This window comes from Nitrosomonas marina, assembly GCF_900110145.1.
In the GTDB taxonomy this organism is placed as follows: domain Bacteria; phylum Pseudomonadota; class Gammaproteobacteria; order Burkholderiales; family Nitrosomonadaceae; genus Nitrosomonas; species Nitrosomonas marina.
The window spans coordinates 26,224-44,423 of record NZ_FOCP01000014.1 but is presented as its reverse complement, the minus strand read 5'-3'; the positions used below and the strand labels follow the sequence as shown (position 1 = coordinate 44,423).

Here is an 18,200-nt window from a genome sequence, read left to right as displayed (position 1 = left end):
GTGTTATCCAAATACCAACGGAATCAATGTATATGACAACCCCGTCACCACAAGAATTGCTATAAGGTTAAGTTTAAAACCTGCCCGAGCCATTTGCGCAATTGTTACCTGGCCCGTTGAATACACGACTGCATTCGGGGCAGTCGCAACCGGCAGCATAAAGGCACAGCTTGCAGCCATCGCTGTGGGGGCAAACAATAGCATGGGATCAATACCGCTGGAAACAGCCAAAACGCCCAGTATCGGTAACAACGTAGCAGTGGTGGCAGTATTGCTGGTCAGTTCTGTTAAGAAAATAACCAGTGTGACGAGTACCAGCATCATCAGTATCAAATCGAGATGCGGCAACCCTGACAGGCTATCACCAATCCAGACGGCTAGACCGGTACTCTTGATAGCTGCAGCAAGGCTTAATCCGCCGCCGAATAACAGCAGCACACCCCAGGGTATCTGACTGGCACTCTCCCAATCCATAAGTGCCGTTTGCTTTTCCCGGGCCAGCAACATATCCTGGCCGGCTGGAATAATAAATAACAGCACGGCACCGCCAACCGCAATCATGGCATCGTTCAACCACAACACAATCCCAAACTGTTCTTGTATAGGCACCCGCAATATCCATGCTGATGCTATCAGAACAAACACATACGAAAGACGCTTCTCCGGCTGACTCAGCTTACCAAGTTTTCTGAGTTCATCATAAACTGCTGACAGTGATATACGTTCATCCTGCATATCGAAAGCGAAAACCCATCTAGTCAACACCCACCAGGCTGCAGCTATCATGATGATAACAACAGGAACGCCAAAAAACATCCAGTCTACAAAGCTGATATCGATTCCATAATTTTGTTTCATAAAACTGACTACGAACAGGTTCGGAGGCGTGCCAATGATGGTGCCCAGTCCGCCGATACTGGCCGAATAGGCAATTCCTAAGACCAGGCAGAGGATAAATTTGTGATGCTGGTCGATTTTGTTTTTAACCAGTTCTCCAGCAAGGGACAAAGCGATCGGAATCATCATTAATGTGCTGGCAGTATTGCTGATCCACATCGACAGCAACGCGGTTGTACTCATAAATCCTGCAATCAGAGCAGCCGGGCTGTCTCCTACGCGCACCAGAATATTCAACGCGATCCTGCGATGCAAATTCCATTTAGCCAGGCCGGTTGCAATAATAAACCCGCCCATCAGCAAAAAAATTGCCGGGGCTGCATAGGGCGCGGTACTGTCTTCGATGGGCATGATGCCCAGTGCGGGAAACAATAAAATCGGCAGCAGCGAAGTTACCGGAATCGGCAAAACTTCGGTGGACCACCACAGTGCCAGCAACAAAGCCACTCCACAGGTACGCCACGCAGCTTCTGACATTGCTGCAGGCGCCGGCAATACGATCGTCAACACTAAAAGCCCGACACCAGCGATCAGGCCGATTTTTTTTGGCTTTGTGAAAGGCAGCATTATTTTTTCAGAGTCACAAAATTCATATTGAAGTTAGCCTAGCATTATAGTTATATAAGCGAATGTGAGATAATCGCATTATCTCAAAATAAATTCACGACTATAATCAGTAAACCTGCTCATCTTTTCTGTGTTTCAAACCGGCATCAAAAGATTCATCAACCGGTTTGGTATAATACTGTCCAATGATTTAATATTTTTTTATAACGATGTTTGCCTGGAGAAAATAATGGCTGTATCTGATGTTTTGAAATTGATTCAAGACAGTAAAGTCAAGTTTGTCGATTTGCGCTTTTCCGATACCAATGGAAAAGAGCAGCATGTCACTATCCCGTCACATAATTTTGACGCAGACAAATTCGAAGATGGCCTTCCTTTTGATGGCTCATCGATAGCGGGGTGGAAAAGCATACAGGCCTCCGATATGCTGCTGATTCCAGACCCTGACACAGCCAACCTGGATCCGTTTATGGACGATCTCACACTGATTATGACTTGCGATGTCGTAGAACCGGCTGACGGCAAGGGCTATAGCCGTGACCCTCGATCACTGGCAAAACGTGGTGAAATTTATCTCAAATCAACCGGTATTGGGGATGTTGCCTACTTTGGCCCCGAACCGGAATTTTTCATTTTCGACTCCGTATACTGGCATACTGACATGTCCGGCTGCTCGGTAAAAATCGAATCCGAAGAAGCAGCTTGGAGTTCGGTGATCAAATATGACAGTGGCAATATCGGTCATCGTCCCGCGATCAAGGGAGGATATTTTCCGGTTCCACCGGTTGATTCATTGCAGAACATTCGTTCGACCATGTGCCAGACGCTCGAGCAGCTGGGCATCCCGGTTGAAGTACACCATCATGAAGTCGCAACAGCGGGTCAGTGCGAAATCGGAACGCGTTTTAACAGCCTGGTAAAACGCGCCGACTGGAATCAGTTACTCAAATACGTCGTGCATAATGTTGCACACTCGTATGGTAAAACAGCGACATTTATGCCCAAACCGATTGTGGGAGACAATGGTTCCGGTATGCATGTACACCAATCAATCTGGAAAGATGGCGAAAACCTGTTCTCCGGTAACGGTTACGCAGGATTATCGGAAACCGCGCTGTTTTATATTGGCGGGATTCTGAAACACGCCAAAGCGCTCAATGCTATCACCAATCCGGGAACAAATTCCTATAAACGACTGGTTGCCGGGTTTGAAGCGCCCGTAAACATGGCTTATTCAGCAAGCAACCGTTCTGCTGCAATCCGCATACCACACTCGAACAGTCCTAAAGGCCGACGGATTGAAGTGCGCTTCCCGGATCCGACCGCCAATCCCTATCTTGCTTTTACTGCCCTGATGATGGCCGGTCTGGATGGTATTCAAAACAAAATTCATCCAGGTGATCCAATGGACAAAAACCTCTATGACCTCCCTCCTGAGGAAGCGGCCAAAGTACCTAATACCTGCGCTTCGCTCGACGAAGCGCTGGCAAGTCTTGACCAGGACCGTGATTTTCTGATTCGCGGCGGCGTGTTTACGCACGACATGATTGATGCATATATACATCTTAAAATGGAAGAAGTCAGGCTGTTGCGCACGACTACCCATCCAGTCGAATTTGACATGTACTATAGTTTATAGCCTCCCAATGCGGAGGATGCCCGCCAGCCTGCGCAGCCGCGTTCAAAGGAAATAAACCAGTGACATCTGCTTTATCAAAAGAGCCCTGCAGCTGATACCAGCTTGACTGGAACCGACAGGGTAAAACAACCAAAAAGAAGAGATTATCGTTCTTTTTTTTGCTTTACCGCGTGATCTTAATTGATAAACTGTTGACTGTTTAATCAATTCATCGCAACTCGATTTGTTTTCTTGAACAATACTATGAGTAAGCCAGGTATAGTCATTTTTTTGGTGTGCATGGGCCTGTATAGTCTACCAGAGCTGGTTGCCGGTTCCGCTATTTACAAATATGTTGATCAGGACGGGAATATTACATTTACCAATCGTCCGATAAAAGGCGGAGAAAAACTGCAATCATCGCAGCAGTCGCCACAGTCATCCCGTAAAACTGTACTCCACGCCCCCAAACAATCTTACAACAGCACCGTCCAGATACAAAGCAAACGCGAACTCAAGCGGCGGGAGATTCTCGAACATGAACTGGCCACTGAAATGGTGTTATTTACTGACACCCGAAAAAACCTGTCTTTGCTGAATAATGATGCAGAGCTTCAGCTGCAAAAAGAAAAAATCCAACATTTACGCAGCAAAATGTTACGCCATAAAAATAATATTAAGGCTTTAAAAAAGGAACTTACAAAACTGTAGCGTATAAATCAGGTAAACGATTATGAAACCAAGTTATTTTTTCCTGCTGGCAATAATGCTAGTGAGTTATCCCGGACAATCTTTCTCAGGTGTTTACAAGCAAGTCGATGAACACGGCAATGTCACCTACTCAAATGTTCAATCCAGAGACGCCGAAAAAATCGACCTGCCACCGCTCGTTGTCGTTCCTTCAGTAAATAGCGATGGCGTAGACTCCAGAATCAGAAAAAGACGGGAAAACAAAGTTTTAAAAGGTCAACGTCAAGAACTCGAGCAGCAAATTGCAGAACAGGCACATCAGCTTGACAAGCTTAAACATGAATACAAAGATGGCCAGCCAGATCGCCTGGGCAGCGAACGCAATTACCAGAGATATCTGGACCGGGTCGATCGATTGAAAAAAGAAATCGGCTTTCGCGAAACCAACTTACAGGCTTTACAGCGCCAACTGGAAGAATTGCCGAACCCTAATTAAGCACGGAATGTCACTTTTCGTTAGCTGACTGGCTGAGCAGCCGAAATGCTCCTATCCCTCGCATCAACATTCACAAACCGGCATCAAGTATTTCATTTGATTTTCTGAGTAAATTACAGCACCATCTGATATTTAAAGTAAGAATATCGTTACGTTTACGGTAGTGATACTGTATGCCCATTCATTCCATTAATCCCGCGACTGGCGAAACAATACATTCATTTCCTGTTCTGCAGGACGATGCGATTGAATCGATCCTGGAAAGTGCCGCAACAGCTCAGCTTCAATGGAAAGCGCTGGATTTCAGTCAACGATCCGCATGTTTCAACAAGCTTGCCCAGATTCTACGCCAGTCCCGAGACAAATATGCTCATCTGATCACAGAGGAAATGGGTAAATTACTGAAAGAAGCCAGATCAGAAGTGGAAAAATGTGCGTTGGCTTGCGAATATTATGCTGAGCACGCGACTGCATTTCTGGCTGATGAACCAGTTGTATCCGATGCAGACCGAAGCTACGTTTCATACCAGCCTTTAGGTATTGTGTTCTGCATAATGCCCTGGAATTTTCCGTTCTGGCAAGTATTGCGCGCCGCTGCTCCGGCAATGATGGCAGGAAACACTGTTGTTTTGAAGCATGCATCAAATGTACCGCGTTGTTCACTGGCGCTGGAAGAGATATTTCGCGAAGCCGGTTTTCCTGAAAATACATTTCGAAGTTTATTAATCACATCTGCTCAGGTTGAACAGGTCATTGCAAGCGAGTATATCGCTGCGGTCACCTTAACAGGTAGTGAGACCGCGGGACGCAAAGTTGCCGCAGTGGCAGGCCATCATCTGAAAAAGTGCGTACTTGAGCTCGGCGGTTCAGACCCCTTCATTATACTCGCAGATGCGGACATTACATCCACAGTGAAACAGGCAGTCATTGGCCGATTTCAAAATATGGGGCAAAGCTGTATAGCTGCTAAACGTTTCATTATCGTTGAAACAATTGCCGATGAATTCATTTCATCTTTCAAGGATCTGGTGGGCCAGCTACGGTATGGCGACCCCAAAAATGACGCAACAGATATCGCCCCGATGGCCCGCACCGACCTGCGAGCTGACCTGCACAACCAGGTTGAACGCAGCTTGTCCATGGGCGCGAAATTAATTGCGGGCGGTACTTTTAAAAAAACGCAGGGCGCCTATTATGCACCAACAATTCTGGACCAGGTGCGCCCCGGAATGCCTGCATTTGATGAAGAACTGTTTGGTCCTGTCGCGGCATTCGTTCGGGTGCGTGATGTTGAGGACGCTGCCGCATTAGCCAACCGGACCCAATTTGGTCTGGGGGCCAGTATCTGGACAAAAAACACCACCCAGGGAGAAGCAGTGGCAAATAAGATTCAGGCAGGCTGTACGTTTATCAACGGTATCGTCAAGAGCGATCCACGTCTGCCATTTGGCGGGATCAAACAATCCGGTTTCGGGCGCGAACTGTCCTACCATGGCATTCGGGAATTCGTGAATGTCAAAACGATCTGGATCAAATAGCTTCGAATTCTATCTGCACCCGTACTCCATTGGGTGCTGTTACAACAGACATAGCCATCATCATCAAATTCCCCAAGTAATAAAAAATATCCGTTTTATTGTCCGGCTGCCGGATGATTGCTCATCATTTCCAGGTTTTGGATGGCGATACAATAATCTTCTGATTTCGATGCCATAGTCCACGCAGACAGAGAAACTTAGGATATTTTTTCTGCTACTATTAGCACATCATTCGATATATATGATTGATTAATGAATCGCATGCCATGCGATCCGCAAACGAGATATTTCCGACGTGACCAATCGTCCTGCTTTGAAACATTTTCCCCATGCTCTAGCTTTTTTTCGTAGCCTTATTTCAGCAACAGGACGCGAAGTGCCCGATACGACTATCGATAACGCTCTCAGGGCCAGTCTCTCGCCGGCTCTTTTTGATGGATCGACGGACCTGAATATTACCCGGCACCTTGGAACACTCTGTCACCGGCTCGGACTCACAATCAATCGTATCCTGGTCCATCCTGAGGAAGCAGTCAGTCTCGTTTCAGTGCGCCGGCCCGTCCTGTTAGTAATTCAACGGACACATGGTCGGGAACTGATGATGATGCGAGGAGGCAATGAACCGACAATAAAAGTGAATTTGCTCGACGCCAATCAGCAACACGAACTCCACCTGCCACGCATCAATGTCATCAGGGAACTTGAATTGTCCGATGGCAGGTTACTGGCGGCATTCAGCATCGAGGCAATGGCATGGACTGCCGGGTCAGCACCTACAACCACTAAACAACACCCACTTGCGCGGCTTTGGCAATTTGTCGAACCAGACCGTACCGAAATTCTGATTGTTGTCGGGTTTGCGATAGGCCTTGGCATACTCACACTGGCCATACCGATTGCAGTCCAGGCCATGGTCAATTTCGTTGCGTTCGGAGGCCTGATGCAGCCTTTAATTGTGGTTGGCCTTTTACTGTTTTTTTTCTGGCATTCGCAGGTGCGATTCGCATTTTCAAGTTTTATATCGTCGAGATTCTGCAAAGACGGTTATTTGTCCGTGTAGTTTCTGAATTATCTGCACGACTGCCGCGCGTACGTCGCGAAGCGCTAGATCGCAATCAGGGACCGGTACTCGTCAACCGGTTTTTCGAGGTAATAACAATCCAGAAGGCTGGTTCGGCGCTGCTGATCGACGGACTCGACATCGTGCTGCAGGCAAGCATTGGATTGCTTGTGCTTGGATTCTACCATCCCTTGCTGTTGCTGTTCGACGTACTATTGATCTCGTCAATCGTCTTTATTCTGTTTGTGATGGGACGCGGCGCTATCCGGACCGCTGTATCGGAATCTACCGCAAAACATGCGGTTGCAGGCGCATTGGAAGAATTACTTCGAATTCCGATTACCTATAAGCTTGCCGGCGCGTCTGAGTTTGCACGCGCTCGTCTGGCAGAGCTTTCCGGCAATTACATCCACGCGAGACGCAACCACTTTCGAGTAGTATTTAGTCAGCAGTGGGGTGCGGTGATCTTGCACACCGTGGCCGCAACCACGTTACTTACACTCGGTGGCTGGCTGGTAATCGAAGGACAGCTCACTCTGGGACAGCTTGTTGCCGCCGAGTTGATCGTATCTGTCGCACTGCTGTCATTTGTCAAGTTTGGCAAGCGTCTTGAGGCGTTCTACGATGTTGCAGCTGCAGCTGACAAGCTTGCTACACTGATGGACCAGCCACTGGAAGAAGACAGCGGCGAATCACTTATTCCGAATAATGCTGGAGTCGATTTAGAACTGCGGCGAGTCTCGTACAGGTATATGTCAGGTAATGACTGTATCAAGGATTTTTCGCTGTCTCTAGAACCGAATGCAAAAGTCGCAGTGTCCGGCCCGAGGCGCTCTGGAAAAAGTACACTGGCAGAACTTGTAACTGGCCTTCGTCACCCGGATTCCGGCGTCGTGCTATTTGATGGCGTTGATCTTCGAGATATCGCCGATGTGTCAATTCGTTCACAGCTCGAGCTGGTCAAGGATTTGGAAATAGTCGAAGGAACCATTCTTGACAATATCAGACTCGGACGCTCCGATGTCACCGCCACACAAATTCGCAGAATGCTGGACCGATTCGGCATTCTGGAAGAAATCACAGAACTTCCTCATGGATTAAGAACCCCATTATCTTCGACAGGCGCGCCATTGTCGCGCTCTACTGTACTACTGCTAATGTTGACGCGTGCTTGCGTTTGCCGTCCGCGGCTTATTGTAATCGACGATGCACTGGACCAGATCGATTCCGATTCTCTTTCGCGCGCCATGACAGTACTGACCGACCCGGCATCACCCTGGAGTCTGCTCGTTTTCACCAATCGTCCAGATGTGGTCGTGGCGATGGATAAGATTGTACAGCTCGATTCGCCTGCACTCCAGGGAAAGACGGGTAAGTTACATACAAACAGGGCAGATTGATGCGTAATTACACAGATTCTCGAGCGCTCGCGCCACTGTACAGCGTAGAGTTTTCTCGTTGGATCCGGCCAGCTGGAATTGCGCTTTTCAGCTTGTTCATAATTGCCCCTGCAATCGCATTATTCGCACCTTGGCAGCAAAATATCTCTGGGTCAGGCCGGGTTGCGGCATTCACCCCACTGGACCGACCTCAGGCAGTGCAGGCGCCTGTTAGCGGACGAGTCATAGACGTTTTCGTGGGTGAAGCTGAAGCAGTTGTCAAAGGTGATCCGTTATTAAATCTCGTCGACATAGATCCAAAAAAGATCACGCGTCTCGAGGCAAAGCTGGAAGCAACCCGTAATGACCTTCAATACACCACCCAGAATATCTCAACTTATAAAACACAAATGACAATTCTGGGCAATGTCCGCGATCTTGCCGTTAGAGCATTCACAGCCAAGGTGGAAATCGCAGAGGAACAACTACGCTCGGCCCGGCAGCGGCTGCGGGCAGCGCAAGCTGAACGCGATTTTGCAAAAGAACAGGAGACGCGGGTAGCGCGACTGTCGCCCGAATTTGTCGAAGAAATCAAATTACTTGAAGCAACGGCGCTACGCAAACGAACGGAAGCTGCAGTCGCAAGCACCAAAGCCGATGTTGAAGCTGCCAAGGCTTCGCGGCGTAACGCTATAGCTGAACTCGGCGAAGAACGCGAGATTGCCAATGCCAAGCTCGAAGAAGCCCGCGCTAAGATGCAAGAAGCTGCGTCCAAGGCTGCTGAAATCCGTGCGAAAATCGCCGATCTTGAAGGTGAACTGCGTGCACAGCAGACGCAGATGGTCACAGCACCGCGCGACGGACGGGTTTTTCGTCTGCGTGTCAACACTGAATCCTCGATCGTTAAGCAGGGCCAGGTGCTCCTTCAGATTGTTCCGGTTGCGCACCAGCCGGCTGTCGAGTTGTGGGTACGCGGTGTTGATGCACCGCTAATTCAACCTGGACGCAAAGTTCGCCTGCAGTTCGAGGGGTGGCCTGCAATACAGTTCGTCGGCTGGCCATCGGTCGCCGTCGGGACTTTTGGTGGCATCGTTTCTCTCGTCGATCCGACTGACAGCGGACATGGCCGCTTCCGGCTCCTCATCGTACCCGACCCCGATGACCAACCCTGGCCCGGCGAGCAGTGGCTTCGCCAGGGGGTTCGCGCCAAAGGCTGGGTGCTGCTTAACGAAGTGGCTCTATGGTATGAGCTTTGGCGTCAACTGAACGGCTTCCCACCCGTAATCGCATTATCCGAACCTGACTCGAAAAACTTTGACTCAGCGAAGACGCAATGAGTGCCGTTATTCGGATTTCAATGTTTTTGGTGATTGGTGTAACAGGCTGCAATCTCATGCCAGGCGGGCCCGGCCAGCTAGACTTGCCGTACGATGACGCGGTATCACGACTTAGGCAGCAATCGCTGGACGACGTTTTGATTGCAGAGCCAACGACCATTGATCAGGGCCTTGAAAACATTCGTCAGCGCCAACCTACCAAAAAAAGCGAACCGCCATACCTGGTACAAACATTCGAGCAGGATATCATGTCATTATCTATTGAAGATCTGCGTCTGATGGTCTTGCACAACAATCTGGATCTGCAGGTTTCATTGCTCGACCCGGAAATCGCTCGCACCCGCGTCAGTGCAGAAGAGGGCGCTTTTGATGCTTTAATCGGCGGGCGATTCGCTTATCGACATCACAATACTCCGCGTATCGATGGTCCCCTGGTTGATTTTACCTCGGCCAATTCCGCACTTGACGGTCAGGTTGTCAAATTAACTGAGCTCGACCAGCGTCGCGAACTGATCGATATGGACATCGGGCTTGAAATTCCATTACCGACCGGCGGTTCAATCTCAGTCGGCGGTCTGTTAAGTCAGAAAGACATCAAGGAACCGCAGCGTTTTGATCAGGTTCTCGCTGCTACGCGCTTCTCATTCAGTCAGCCGCTGTTGCGCAATGCCGGCACTGAGACCAGTTTCGCTTCAATTCGTATTGCACGTGTTGGACAACGGGTATCACAGGTTCGCACAAATCTCGCAGCGCTCCGCGTTCTTGCCGGGGCTGAAAAAGCCTACTGGCGGTTATACGCTGCACGTCGTTTCCTTGATGTTCGAACTGACCAATATCGAATCGCCTTCGAGAATCTTGAAATGGTTCGGCAACGCGTTGTGCAGGGTTTGAGCCCGCGCGTCGAAATCACACGTTCTGAACTGGGTGTATATGAGCGTCTGGAAGCATTGATCAATGCCGAAACTGCCTGGCGATTAGGACAACGCGATCTTAAAGTACATCTCAACAGCAAACACTTACCTTTGCGCGGCAAACCGATGATTGAAGCGACTGCAAAGCCCCGTCTCGCCGGGCTTGATCTCGATGCAGCAGCGCTTGTCGAACGTGCACTTAAAGATCGTCTTGAGCTTATTGAACTGGAACTTCAAATTGTTCGAGACGGAATCGAGATCGGTTTTCGTGAAAACCAGATTCTACCGATAGCAAATCTGGATTTTCGATACGGGACACTTCAACGGGGAAACTCGTTTGGGACTGCATGGGAGTCGCTAAGCGATTTTAACAACCCGGATTTCAGAGCCGGTATCACATTCGAAATGCCGCTGACCAATCAACGCAGACGCGCCCAACTGGACGAAGCGATGCTGATTCGTACTCAGCGGCTGGCTTCGAAACAGGCGCGCGAGTTAATGGTGCGCCGGGAGGTTCTTGATGCTATTGACGTCATTGAACGCAACTGGCAGCGGGTGCTGGCAGCACGCCAGAACGTTCTTGTCGCCGGTGTTAATTACGATGCGGAGCGGCGCCAGTTCCAACAGGGAATGCGCACCATGCGGGAAGTGCTCGAGGCGCTGACCGAACTGGGCCAGGCGCAAATACGGGAAATAAATGCTATCGTGGATTATCAGGTAGCCCAGATTGATCTGGCCTTCGCATCGGGTACGCTGCTTGGCTATGCACGTGTCGATTTTGAACCGCTCGAACTGCCCTCACCCACCATTCGCTGAATAAGCCGGGTTTAAATACCCCGTATTCTATTCCAACGATCCGTTTCAAAATTGTAATCACTTTTCAATTCAGAGTTAAGGAAGGATTGTAGTAAGTACAGCTAACTGATGTTCGCATTGATCGATGGTACGCCAGCAGAGGAATGCGCATAAAACAAAAAAACGATCAGTTTTCGCTGTAACAGTAACAATGAAAACTGACCGTGTTGTGCCAAACGCTATGATTTGGCAGTCAAGGCACTACAAAAGAGCAGATTTATTATTGTATATCAAAAATTCAAAAACAAATTAACCGCCAGAATATGTTGCATCTGATCTGGGCGCGGGCTGGATGGTCTGTTAAAGTATTGATTCAAATAACCAATCTCCCCAACTGTAAATTTGTTAAATCGGTATGCAAGTCCGCCAAAAATACGGTTTTGATTGAAACCGGCTTTTGCACCAGTATCCACATTATTCATGTTGACAAAGATTTCATCCCATATCGCCAGACTTAAATTAGGAGAGATAGATGGCATTGGTACGGTCAGCTTAAGAAATTGACGGAAACGATGTCCATGACCATCTGCTGTGTTGCCGGGCTGATCGAAGTCGAAAAAGCGTTGTTCAAGACGGGTACGGCTGGTGATAGTACCAAATGAAAACGTATCGCTCCAGAGCAGTTGTTGCCAGATCCTGTGCTCATTAAAAGGACTGCTCGCCGCAAAAGGTCTGCTGGTGGGAATCCAGGCATAACCAAACCACACACTGGTCTTGTCATTTAATGCATAGCCGACACCGGGCCTGATAATACCTTGAGAAAATCTTGAGGTATCATTTCCAAAACGTCCCTGTCCTTCCATCCACCATTTTAATTTTGGATTTATAGCAGAGAAAGTACCCGTAGCCGTAATATTTCCCCATGTTTGAAAATCCTCAACCACATCATCCGCGATGACTGAATTACTTAAAACAAGTGTAAGTACAAGCGTAGCCACCAAAAAATTCATTTTCTTTAGCATATTTATCCCCTTTTCCTTTCTTTTGAAGCTATTAAAGTTCATCATTTATTAATTATGATTAAAACACGTGTGAAATGAACGATTATGAACCAATAATCGTTCACACATCATTACATTGCTATATTATTTACTACAAAAAGATTGACTGAATTCTAATTAAAAATCAGTCTTATAGAACCAAAATCACTTTTGGCATAGTGCGTGCAAACGCAGAATAACACACCAAATGTCAAGAAATTGTCAAGAACACTCAAGAAAAAAGCGGCAGCCGATTTCATCCATTCGGGCTTTTAATACTCTACAATTGACTACATATTTTGAATAAAGCGCTGACTTTCAGAATTGCGCCAGCGACAAAAACCCGGAGGAAACGTCATTAATTCGCCATATAAAACAATCCAGATTGAATTAGCCAAATCCGGTTTCTACAAAGGTTTTAACAGATTCATGACCATTGCCAGCAAACTGCTGATTTCCGCGCTGGCTTTGTGGGCTGCGATTTTTCCAAACAAAGCACTGTCTGTTCTGGATGCCGCGAGCAGTTCGCTGCTGAATAGTTTTAATGCGTATTACGTTTACGTGGTTACACTATTTCTGTTTTTCTGCATTGCATTGACCATGATACCGTCAATTGCCGGGCAAAAACTGGGGGACGTGAGTGCCCAGCCCGAGTTCTCAAATTTCTCGTGGTTTTCCATGATGTTCGGCGCGGGCATGGGTATAGGATTAATGGTTTTTTCAACGGCGGAACCGCTCTGGCATTTTGGAGAAAACCCTGAAATTATCGGCGGCGATATCGAGCCACATAGTGACGAAGCCGTTCAATTCGCTTTCCGCTATGCTTTTTTACATTACGGTCTTCACCCATGGGGAATTTATGTTGTAACAGGGCTTTGTCTCGGGTATTTTGCACATCGTTATCATCTGCCGCTGACGATACGTTCAACACTGGTCCCCTTACTGGGGAAACGTCTCAATGGCTACATCGGTCATTTGCTCGATATCACAGCCATCATTGCGACGCTGCTGGGTATTGCCGTAACGATCGGTTATGGGATCAAACAGCTGATTGCCGGTTTTAATGAAATTACCGGGGTGGAGTGGATGATGATGGCAACCGAGATCAGCACCACGCCACAAGCAACAAAACCCGCGCTGCTGATGGCCTTATTTTTGGTGATGTTTCTGTCAATTGTTTCAGCTGCGACAGGTATAGGGCGAGGCATTCGGCTGCTCAGCAATATTAATCTGGGCCTGTCATGTCTGTTGTTACTGGTTTTTTTGATCTTTGGCCCATTGGTCTTTTTACTGGATCTTTATGGACGCGCAAGCATCGATTATCTGCTTGCATTGCCGGCCATATCAGTCGAACTCTTTGAACCGGACACCGCAAACGGCCAGTGGCAGGAACAGGGCACTATATTATATTGGGCATGGTGGATAGCTTTTGCACCATTTGTCGGATTGTTCCTTGCACGAATCTCGAAAGGGCGCACCATCCGTGAATTTATAATTGGCGCGATGCTGGCACCCGCGGCAATGTGTTTTGTCTGGATTACTTTGCTGGGTGGTACAGCGATTCATCTGGAACTATCAGGCATGGCTGATAAACGTATCATCGAAGCCCCCATGTCAGCGCAGCTTTTTGAGACTTTAAGCGTGTTGCTGTCTGAAAACATGTTCAGCGGATTTGCGCAACTTGTTTCCATGCTCACAGTTGCGCTGATTCTTACATTTCTGATCACCTCTGCCGATTCCGGGATTCTGGTCCTGAACACCATCATGACAGGTGGCGGCAATCAAGCCGGTTTGAAGCATAAAATCATCTGGGGACTGATTCTGTCTACAGTAATCGCAGTTCTGTTAATATCAGGAGGCGGCAGTCTGCAGGCATTGCAAAAAGCCATGATCATGGGTGCGTTACCTTTTTCCATGGTCATGCTGCTGATGTGCCTGGCGCTTGCCAAGGATCTGATTTACAGAAATCATATAAGCAATGATCCAACCAAATGATTTTCATTTGACAAAATATTACTGTACTCGGTAAGGTTATTGTCAAAGCATTGAATGATGGAGGGTTAACTGTCAGAAGATGCTGTTCTGCAATCGGATTCTGTTTCACACTATCTAATTTTTTGAAGTTTAAGGGAGCCAATAATGAAAAAAACAACTGTTGTATTAACGTTTTTTGCAGCAGCTGCGCTGATCGGTTGCGGCAGCACGAGTGACTATACCCCGCCTGCAGATGCATCGGGCGAACAAATCTTTAGCACGGCCTGTACGGAATGCCATAAACCGCTGAAAGGTGATGTGGCTATGATTCTGAGCGAAAAAGTGGCAAGCAAGGATGCGCTGAAAAACAAGTTTCAAAATGGCAGCATGAGAATGCCGGCATTCAAGAATATTCAAGGTGATGCGGCAGACCGCCTGGCTGATTATCTGCTGGCGAACAGCGAAGTGAAATAATATATTTATTGCAATTGATAATCGCCAGAGGACTTCTCATCCCTTTGGCGATTGAGCACCCTTGCCCTTTACCTTGCAAAGATCTGCCAGGCATTTTCAACAATCCACGGGAAAGGCCGCATTTCTCAATTCCTGAATTTACTTGTCAATGGCCAGAATTAATGAGGCCAGCATAACAACAAAATACGCTCCCCAGATGGCAGCTACGCTGCTTGAGCAAACTTTCAGCACCGTGTCCAGCAACGACACATTCGCCACAATATTTTCTCAGTCAGATCTTGGAAAAACTATCTCGCGAAGAAACCACTCGCCCGACAAGAATATCAACACAACAACGCATTAAAACAGTAGAATTATAAAAAAGAAAAATGGCGGTTATATTGATTTAGATCAATTAAACAAATAAAAAGCAAACACAGGCATACATCATAATAAGCGCGGTTGTTTTTACGTCCGGTAATACGGATAATACCGAGAAAGCATGCTGGCGGCAGTTTTATACAAAAAATGCACCAGCGCTCTCATGTCTGTTATGCCACTCTTCGGAAATTAACGCTTTGTTACAGGAAGGTTTTTTGTCGACAAATTTCGATATCGTGCAACTTCGCTCGAGTTGCGCGACGTGCAGTCTACGTGAATTGTGTCTGCCTGTTGGCCTCAATGATCAGGAAGTGCATTTGCTGGGTGAAGTCGTCAGTCATAAACGAAAAATCCGGCGCGGAGGATATCTCTATCACACGAGTACGAAATTTCAGACTTTGTACGCAATCAAAAGCGGTTTTTTTAAAACCTGCATTCTGGAAGAAGACGGACGTCAACAGGTAACAGGATTTCATATGACCGGCGAGTTACTCGGCCTGGATGCTATCAGCGGCGATTTGCATACTTGTGATGCAATTGCCCTGGAAAACAGCGAAGTGTGTGAAATTCCGTTCGGGAAATTGGAAGAAATCAGCCGAACAATTCCATCCCTGATGCGCCATTTTCATAAAATCATGAGCCGGGAAATTGTTCGCGATCACAGTATCATGCTGCTGCTGGGAAGCATGAAAGCAGAGGAGCGTCTGGCCTCGTTCCTGTTAAACATGTCGCGTCGTTTTGCGATTCGTGGCTACTCTGAAACCAGTTTTATTTTGCGGATGACACGCGAAGAAATCGGGAGTTATCTGGGACTGAAACTCGAAACAGTCAGTCGCGCCTTTTCAAAATTACAGCATGAGACCCTAATCACTGTAAATAATAAGCATATTCAAATCCTTGATCTTGATCGCCTGAAATTAAAAATGGGCAACACCTCCTGCCTGACATAAATTAACTCACTAGACATGCAATAGACTCTGTTGCCCTACAAATCAATAGATTCCTTTTATGTCAGCTTGAGTGACGGTCTGAAAATGCTATAATGCGCGGGTGATGGAGATTTATAATTGTTCTGGATTTATTGAAAAACAGTTTAAGTCAGCATCTATCAAGGAAGTATTTATTACACACATTCACCTGATTGATTAAATGAGGGTGCTTTGCAGCTTTCAGCCCCGTTCTGGAAACTGTCAAGTCACTTGGTGAATGGCGGCTCAACCCTTAAAGGAGAAATTATGTCAGTAACAATGCGTCAAATGCTGGAGGCAGGTGTTCATTTTGGTCACCAAACACGCTTCTGGAATCCCAAGATGGCTCCTTACATTTTCGGTCATCGAAATAAAATTCATATCATCAATCTGGAACGTACTTTGGAAAAGTACGAAGAGTCGATGAATTATGCCCGCCAACTGTCAGCGAACAAAGGCGTGATCCTGTTTGTCGGAACCAAGCGCCAGGCCCGCGACATTATACGCGAGGAGGCAATCCGGTGCGGCTCTCCATACGTTGACCAGCGCTGGCTGGGCGGTATGCTGACCAATTTCAAGACAATCAAGCAATCGATTAAGCGTCTGCATGAAATGGAAACGATGGTGCAGGAAGGCGTACTGGACAAAATGATCAAGAAAGAAGCACTGGATATGCAGCGCGAACTTGATAAATTGAATGCCAGCCTGGGTGGTATCAAAGAAATGAAAGGTTTGCCGGATGCGCTGTTTATTGTCGATGTCGGTTATCAAAAGGGTGCGGTTACTGAAGCAAGAAAACTGGATATACCGGTCGTGGGTGTAGTTGATACGAATCATAATCCCGAAGGCCTGCATTACATTATTCCGGGCAATGATGATTCCAGTCGGGCGATACGTTTATATGCGCGCGGCATGGCAGATGCGATTCTTGAAGGCCGCAATCAGGCAATTCAGGAAATCGTAGAAATGAGCGCCGCGGAATCGTTTGAGTAAAACGGTCAAGCCGTTATTCTCATTAATTAATTGATTTTATTATTATAATGAGCAAAGACTGTCGCTCCATTCTGCCTGCACGTGTTTTGTCCGCATGTGAAGGCTTGCATGAAGGAGATCCAACAATCAAAAACGCCCATTTGTAATAAATAGTTATACTTAAAATAAATTGTATCTGGAGTAAATAATATGTCAGCGATTTCCGCAAGCATGGTAAAGGAATTACGCGAACTAACAGGGCTTGGCATGATGGAATGCAAAAAGGCTCTAACTGAAACAAACGGTGACATGAAGGCGGCAGAAGATCTGCTCAGAATCAAGAGCGGCGCCAAGGCGAATAAAGCCGCAGGACGCGTTGCGGCAGAAGGTGTAGTAAGTATTTTTATTGCAGCCGACAATCAATCGGGAGCGCTGGTTGAAGTCAATTGCGAAACGGATTTTGTTGCCAAAAACGAAGATTTTATTAAATTTGCCAATGATCTGGCCAAGTTAGTCACCGATAAAAAAGTAACCGATGTTCAGCCTCTTAGTGAAACAGCTTTGCCTGAAGGTGAAACAGTCGAAGCAACACGTAAAGCACTAGTAATGAAACTCGGCGAAAATATCAGCATACGCCGCTGTATATTTCACACGACAGAAGGCCGTCTGGCGTCCTACTTGCACGGATCTAAAATTGGCGTTATGGTCGATTTTCAAGGCGGAGATGAAACGCTGGGTAAAGACCTTGCAATGCATATTGCTGCCAGCAAACCCATGTGCGTTTCCAAAGACCAGGTTTCTCCGGAGGTGCTCGCACACGAACGTCAGATTTTTGCGGCACAGGCTGCAGAAAGTGGAAAGCCGGACAATATTATTGAGAAAATGGTCGATGGACGTATTGCGAAATATCTGGCTGAGATTACTTTGCTGGGACAGCCTTTTGTCAAGGACCCGGAACAGACTGTTGAAAAACTGCTTGCAAAAAAATCCGCAACAGTCAACGCGTTTACATTGTTTGTAGTAGGCGAAGGTATCGAAAAGAAAACCGAGAATTTTGCGGAAGAAGTAAAAGCGCAAATGGGTCAGGCAAGATAAGCGTAATGGCTACTGCATTATTTTTCTAA

General features: G+C 47.2%; 15 protein-coding genes. 13 read left to right on the top strand and 2 right to left on the bottom strand.

The genetic code is table 11. From position 1 onward, the window contains the following. Positions 1-3: 3 nt before the first annotated feature. The gene (locus BMX44_RS10495) at positions 4-1,464 is read right to left on the bottom strand and encodes an SLC13 family permease (RefSeq protein WP_090632700.1); all 1,461 of its coding nucleotides are present in this window, start codon (positions 1,462-1,464) and stop codon (positions 4-6) included. Between the two features lie 229 nt (positions 1,465-1,693). Here BMX44_RS10495 and glnA point away from each other — a divergent pair, with 229 nt between their 5' ends. The 8 genes from glnA to BMX44_RS10455 all read left to right on the top strand — a co-directional run bounded on the left by glnA (position 1,694) and on the right by BMX44_RS10455 (position 11,309). Further along, positions 1,694-3,103: a type I glutamate--ammonia ligase gene (gene glnA, locus BMX44_RS10490; RefSeq protein ID WP_090632785.1), complete on the top strand. Its 1,410-nt coding sequence runs from the start codon at positions 1,694-1,696 to the stop codon at positions 3,101-3,103. Between the two features lie 243 nt (positions 3,104-3,346). Further along, a complete protein-coding gene (locus BMX44_RS10485) occupies positions 3,347-3,793 on the top strand; it encodes a DUF4124 domain-containing protein (RefSeq protein ID WP_090632698.1) in 447 nt (148 codons plus the stop codon). A 22-nt stretch (positions 3,794-3,815) separates the two neighbouring features. Beyond that, positions 3,816-4,268, top strand: a complete 453-nt coding sequence (locus BMX44_RS10480) for a DUF4124 domain-containing protein (protein WP_090632695.1) — start codon at positions 3,816-3,818, stop codon at positions 4,266-4,268. A 173-nt stretch (positions 4,269-4,441) separates the two neighbouring features. Next, positions 4,442-5,806: an NAD-dependent succinate-semialdehyde dehydrogenase gene (locus tag BMX44_RS10475; protein ID WP_090632692.1), complete on the top strand. Its 1,365-nt coding sequence runs from the start codon at positions 4,442-4,444 to the stop codon at positions 5,804-5,806. A 295-nt stretch (positions 5,807-6,101) separates the two neighbouring features. After that, positions 6,102-6,866, top strand: a complete 765-nt coding sequence (locus tag BMX44_RS10470) for a hypothetical protein (protein ID WP_090632690.1) — start codon at positions 6,102-6,104, stop codon at positions 6,864-6,866. A 143-nt stretch (positions 6,867-7,009) separates the two neighbouring features. Further along, positions 7,010-8,266 (top strand): ATP-binding cassette domain-containing protein, encoded by a 1,257-nt coding sequence (locus BMX44_RS10465; protein WP_090632688.1) that lies wholly within the window; start codon positions 7,010-7,012, stop codon positions 8,264-8,266. Further along, complete coding sequence (locus tag BMX44_RS10460; protein ID WP_090632686.1) at positions 8,266-9,582, top strand: HlyD family secretion protein; 1,317 nt, start codon at positions 8,266-8,268, stop codon at positions 9,580-9,582. The genes BMX44_RS10465 and BMX44_RS10460 overlap by 1 nt, the downstream gene beginning before the upstream one ends. Then, positions 9,579-11,309 carry a TolC family protein gene (locus BMX44_RS10455; RefSeq protein WP_090632684.1) on the top strand — a complete coding sequence of 577 codons (1,731 nt, stop codon included), beginning with the start codon at positions 9,579-9,581 and terminating at the stop codon, positions 11,307-11,309. The genes BMX44_RS10460 and BMX44_RS10455 overlap by 4 nt, the downstream gene beginning before the upstream one ends. Positions 11,310-11,578: 269 nt before the next feature. Here the strand turns inward: BMX44_RS10455 and BMX44_RS10450 are convergent, their stop codons facing one another. Then, positions 11,579-12,355: a DUF2490 domain-containing protein gene (locus BMX44_RS10450; RefSeq protein WP_245738904.1), complete on the bottom strand. Its 777-nt coding sequence runs from the start codon at positions 12,353-12,355 to the stop codon at positions 11,579-11,581. Positions 12,356-12,652: 297 nt separating this feature from the next. Between BMX44_RS10450 and BMX44_RS10445 the strand changes: the two genes are divergently transcribed. The 5 genes from BMX44_RS10445 to tsf all read left to right on the top strand — a co-directional run bounded on the left by BMX44_RS10445 (position 12,653) and on the right by tsf (position 18,171). Next, positions 12,653-14,323, top strand: coding sequence for a BCCT family transporter (locus tag BMX44_RS10445; RefSeq protein WP_218143954.1), 1,671 nt, complete (start codon positions 12,653-12,655; stop codon positions 14,321-14,323). Between the two features lie 144 nt (positions 14,324-14,467). Then, on the top strand, positions 14,468-14,776 hold the full coding sequence (locus BMX44_RS10440; RefSeq protein WP_090632678.1) for a c-type cytochrome: 309 nt from the start codon (positions 14,468-14,470) through the stop codon (positions 14,774-14,776). Positions 14,777-15,351: 575 nt separating this feature from the next. After that, positions 15,352-16,086 carry a fumarate/nitrate reduction transcriptional regulator Fnr gene (gene fnr / locus BMX44_RS10435; protein ID WP_177167729.1) on the top strand — a complete coding sequence of 245 codons (735 nt, stop codon included), beginning with the start codon at positions 15,352-15,354 and terminating at the stop codon, positions 16,084-16,086. Between the two features lie 285 nt (positions 16,087-16,371). After that, positions 16,372-17,097, top strand: a complete 726-nt coding sequence (rpsB, locus tag BMX44_RS10430) for a 30S ribosomal protein S2 (RefSeq protein WP_090632673.1) — start codon at positions 16,372-16,374, stop codon at positions 17,095-17,097. Between the two features lie 189 nt (positions 17,098-17,286). Further along, positions 17,287-18,171 carry a translation elongation factor Ts gene (gene tsf, locus BMX44_RS10425; protein ID WP_090632671.1) on the top strand — a complete coding sequence of 295 codons (885 nt, stop codon included), beginning with the start codon at positions 17,287-17,289 and terminating at the stop codon, positions 18,169-18,171. Positions 18,172-18,200 lie beyond the last annotated feature (29 nt).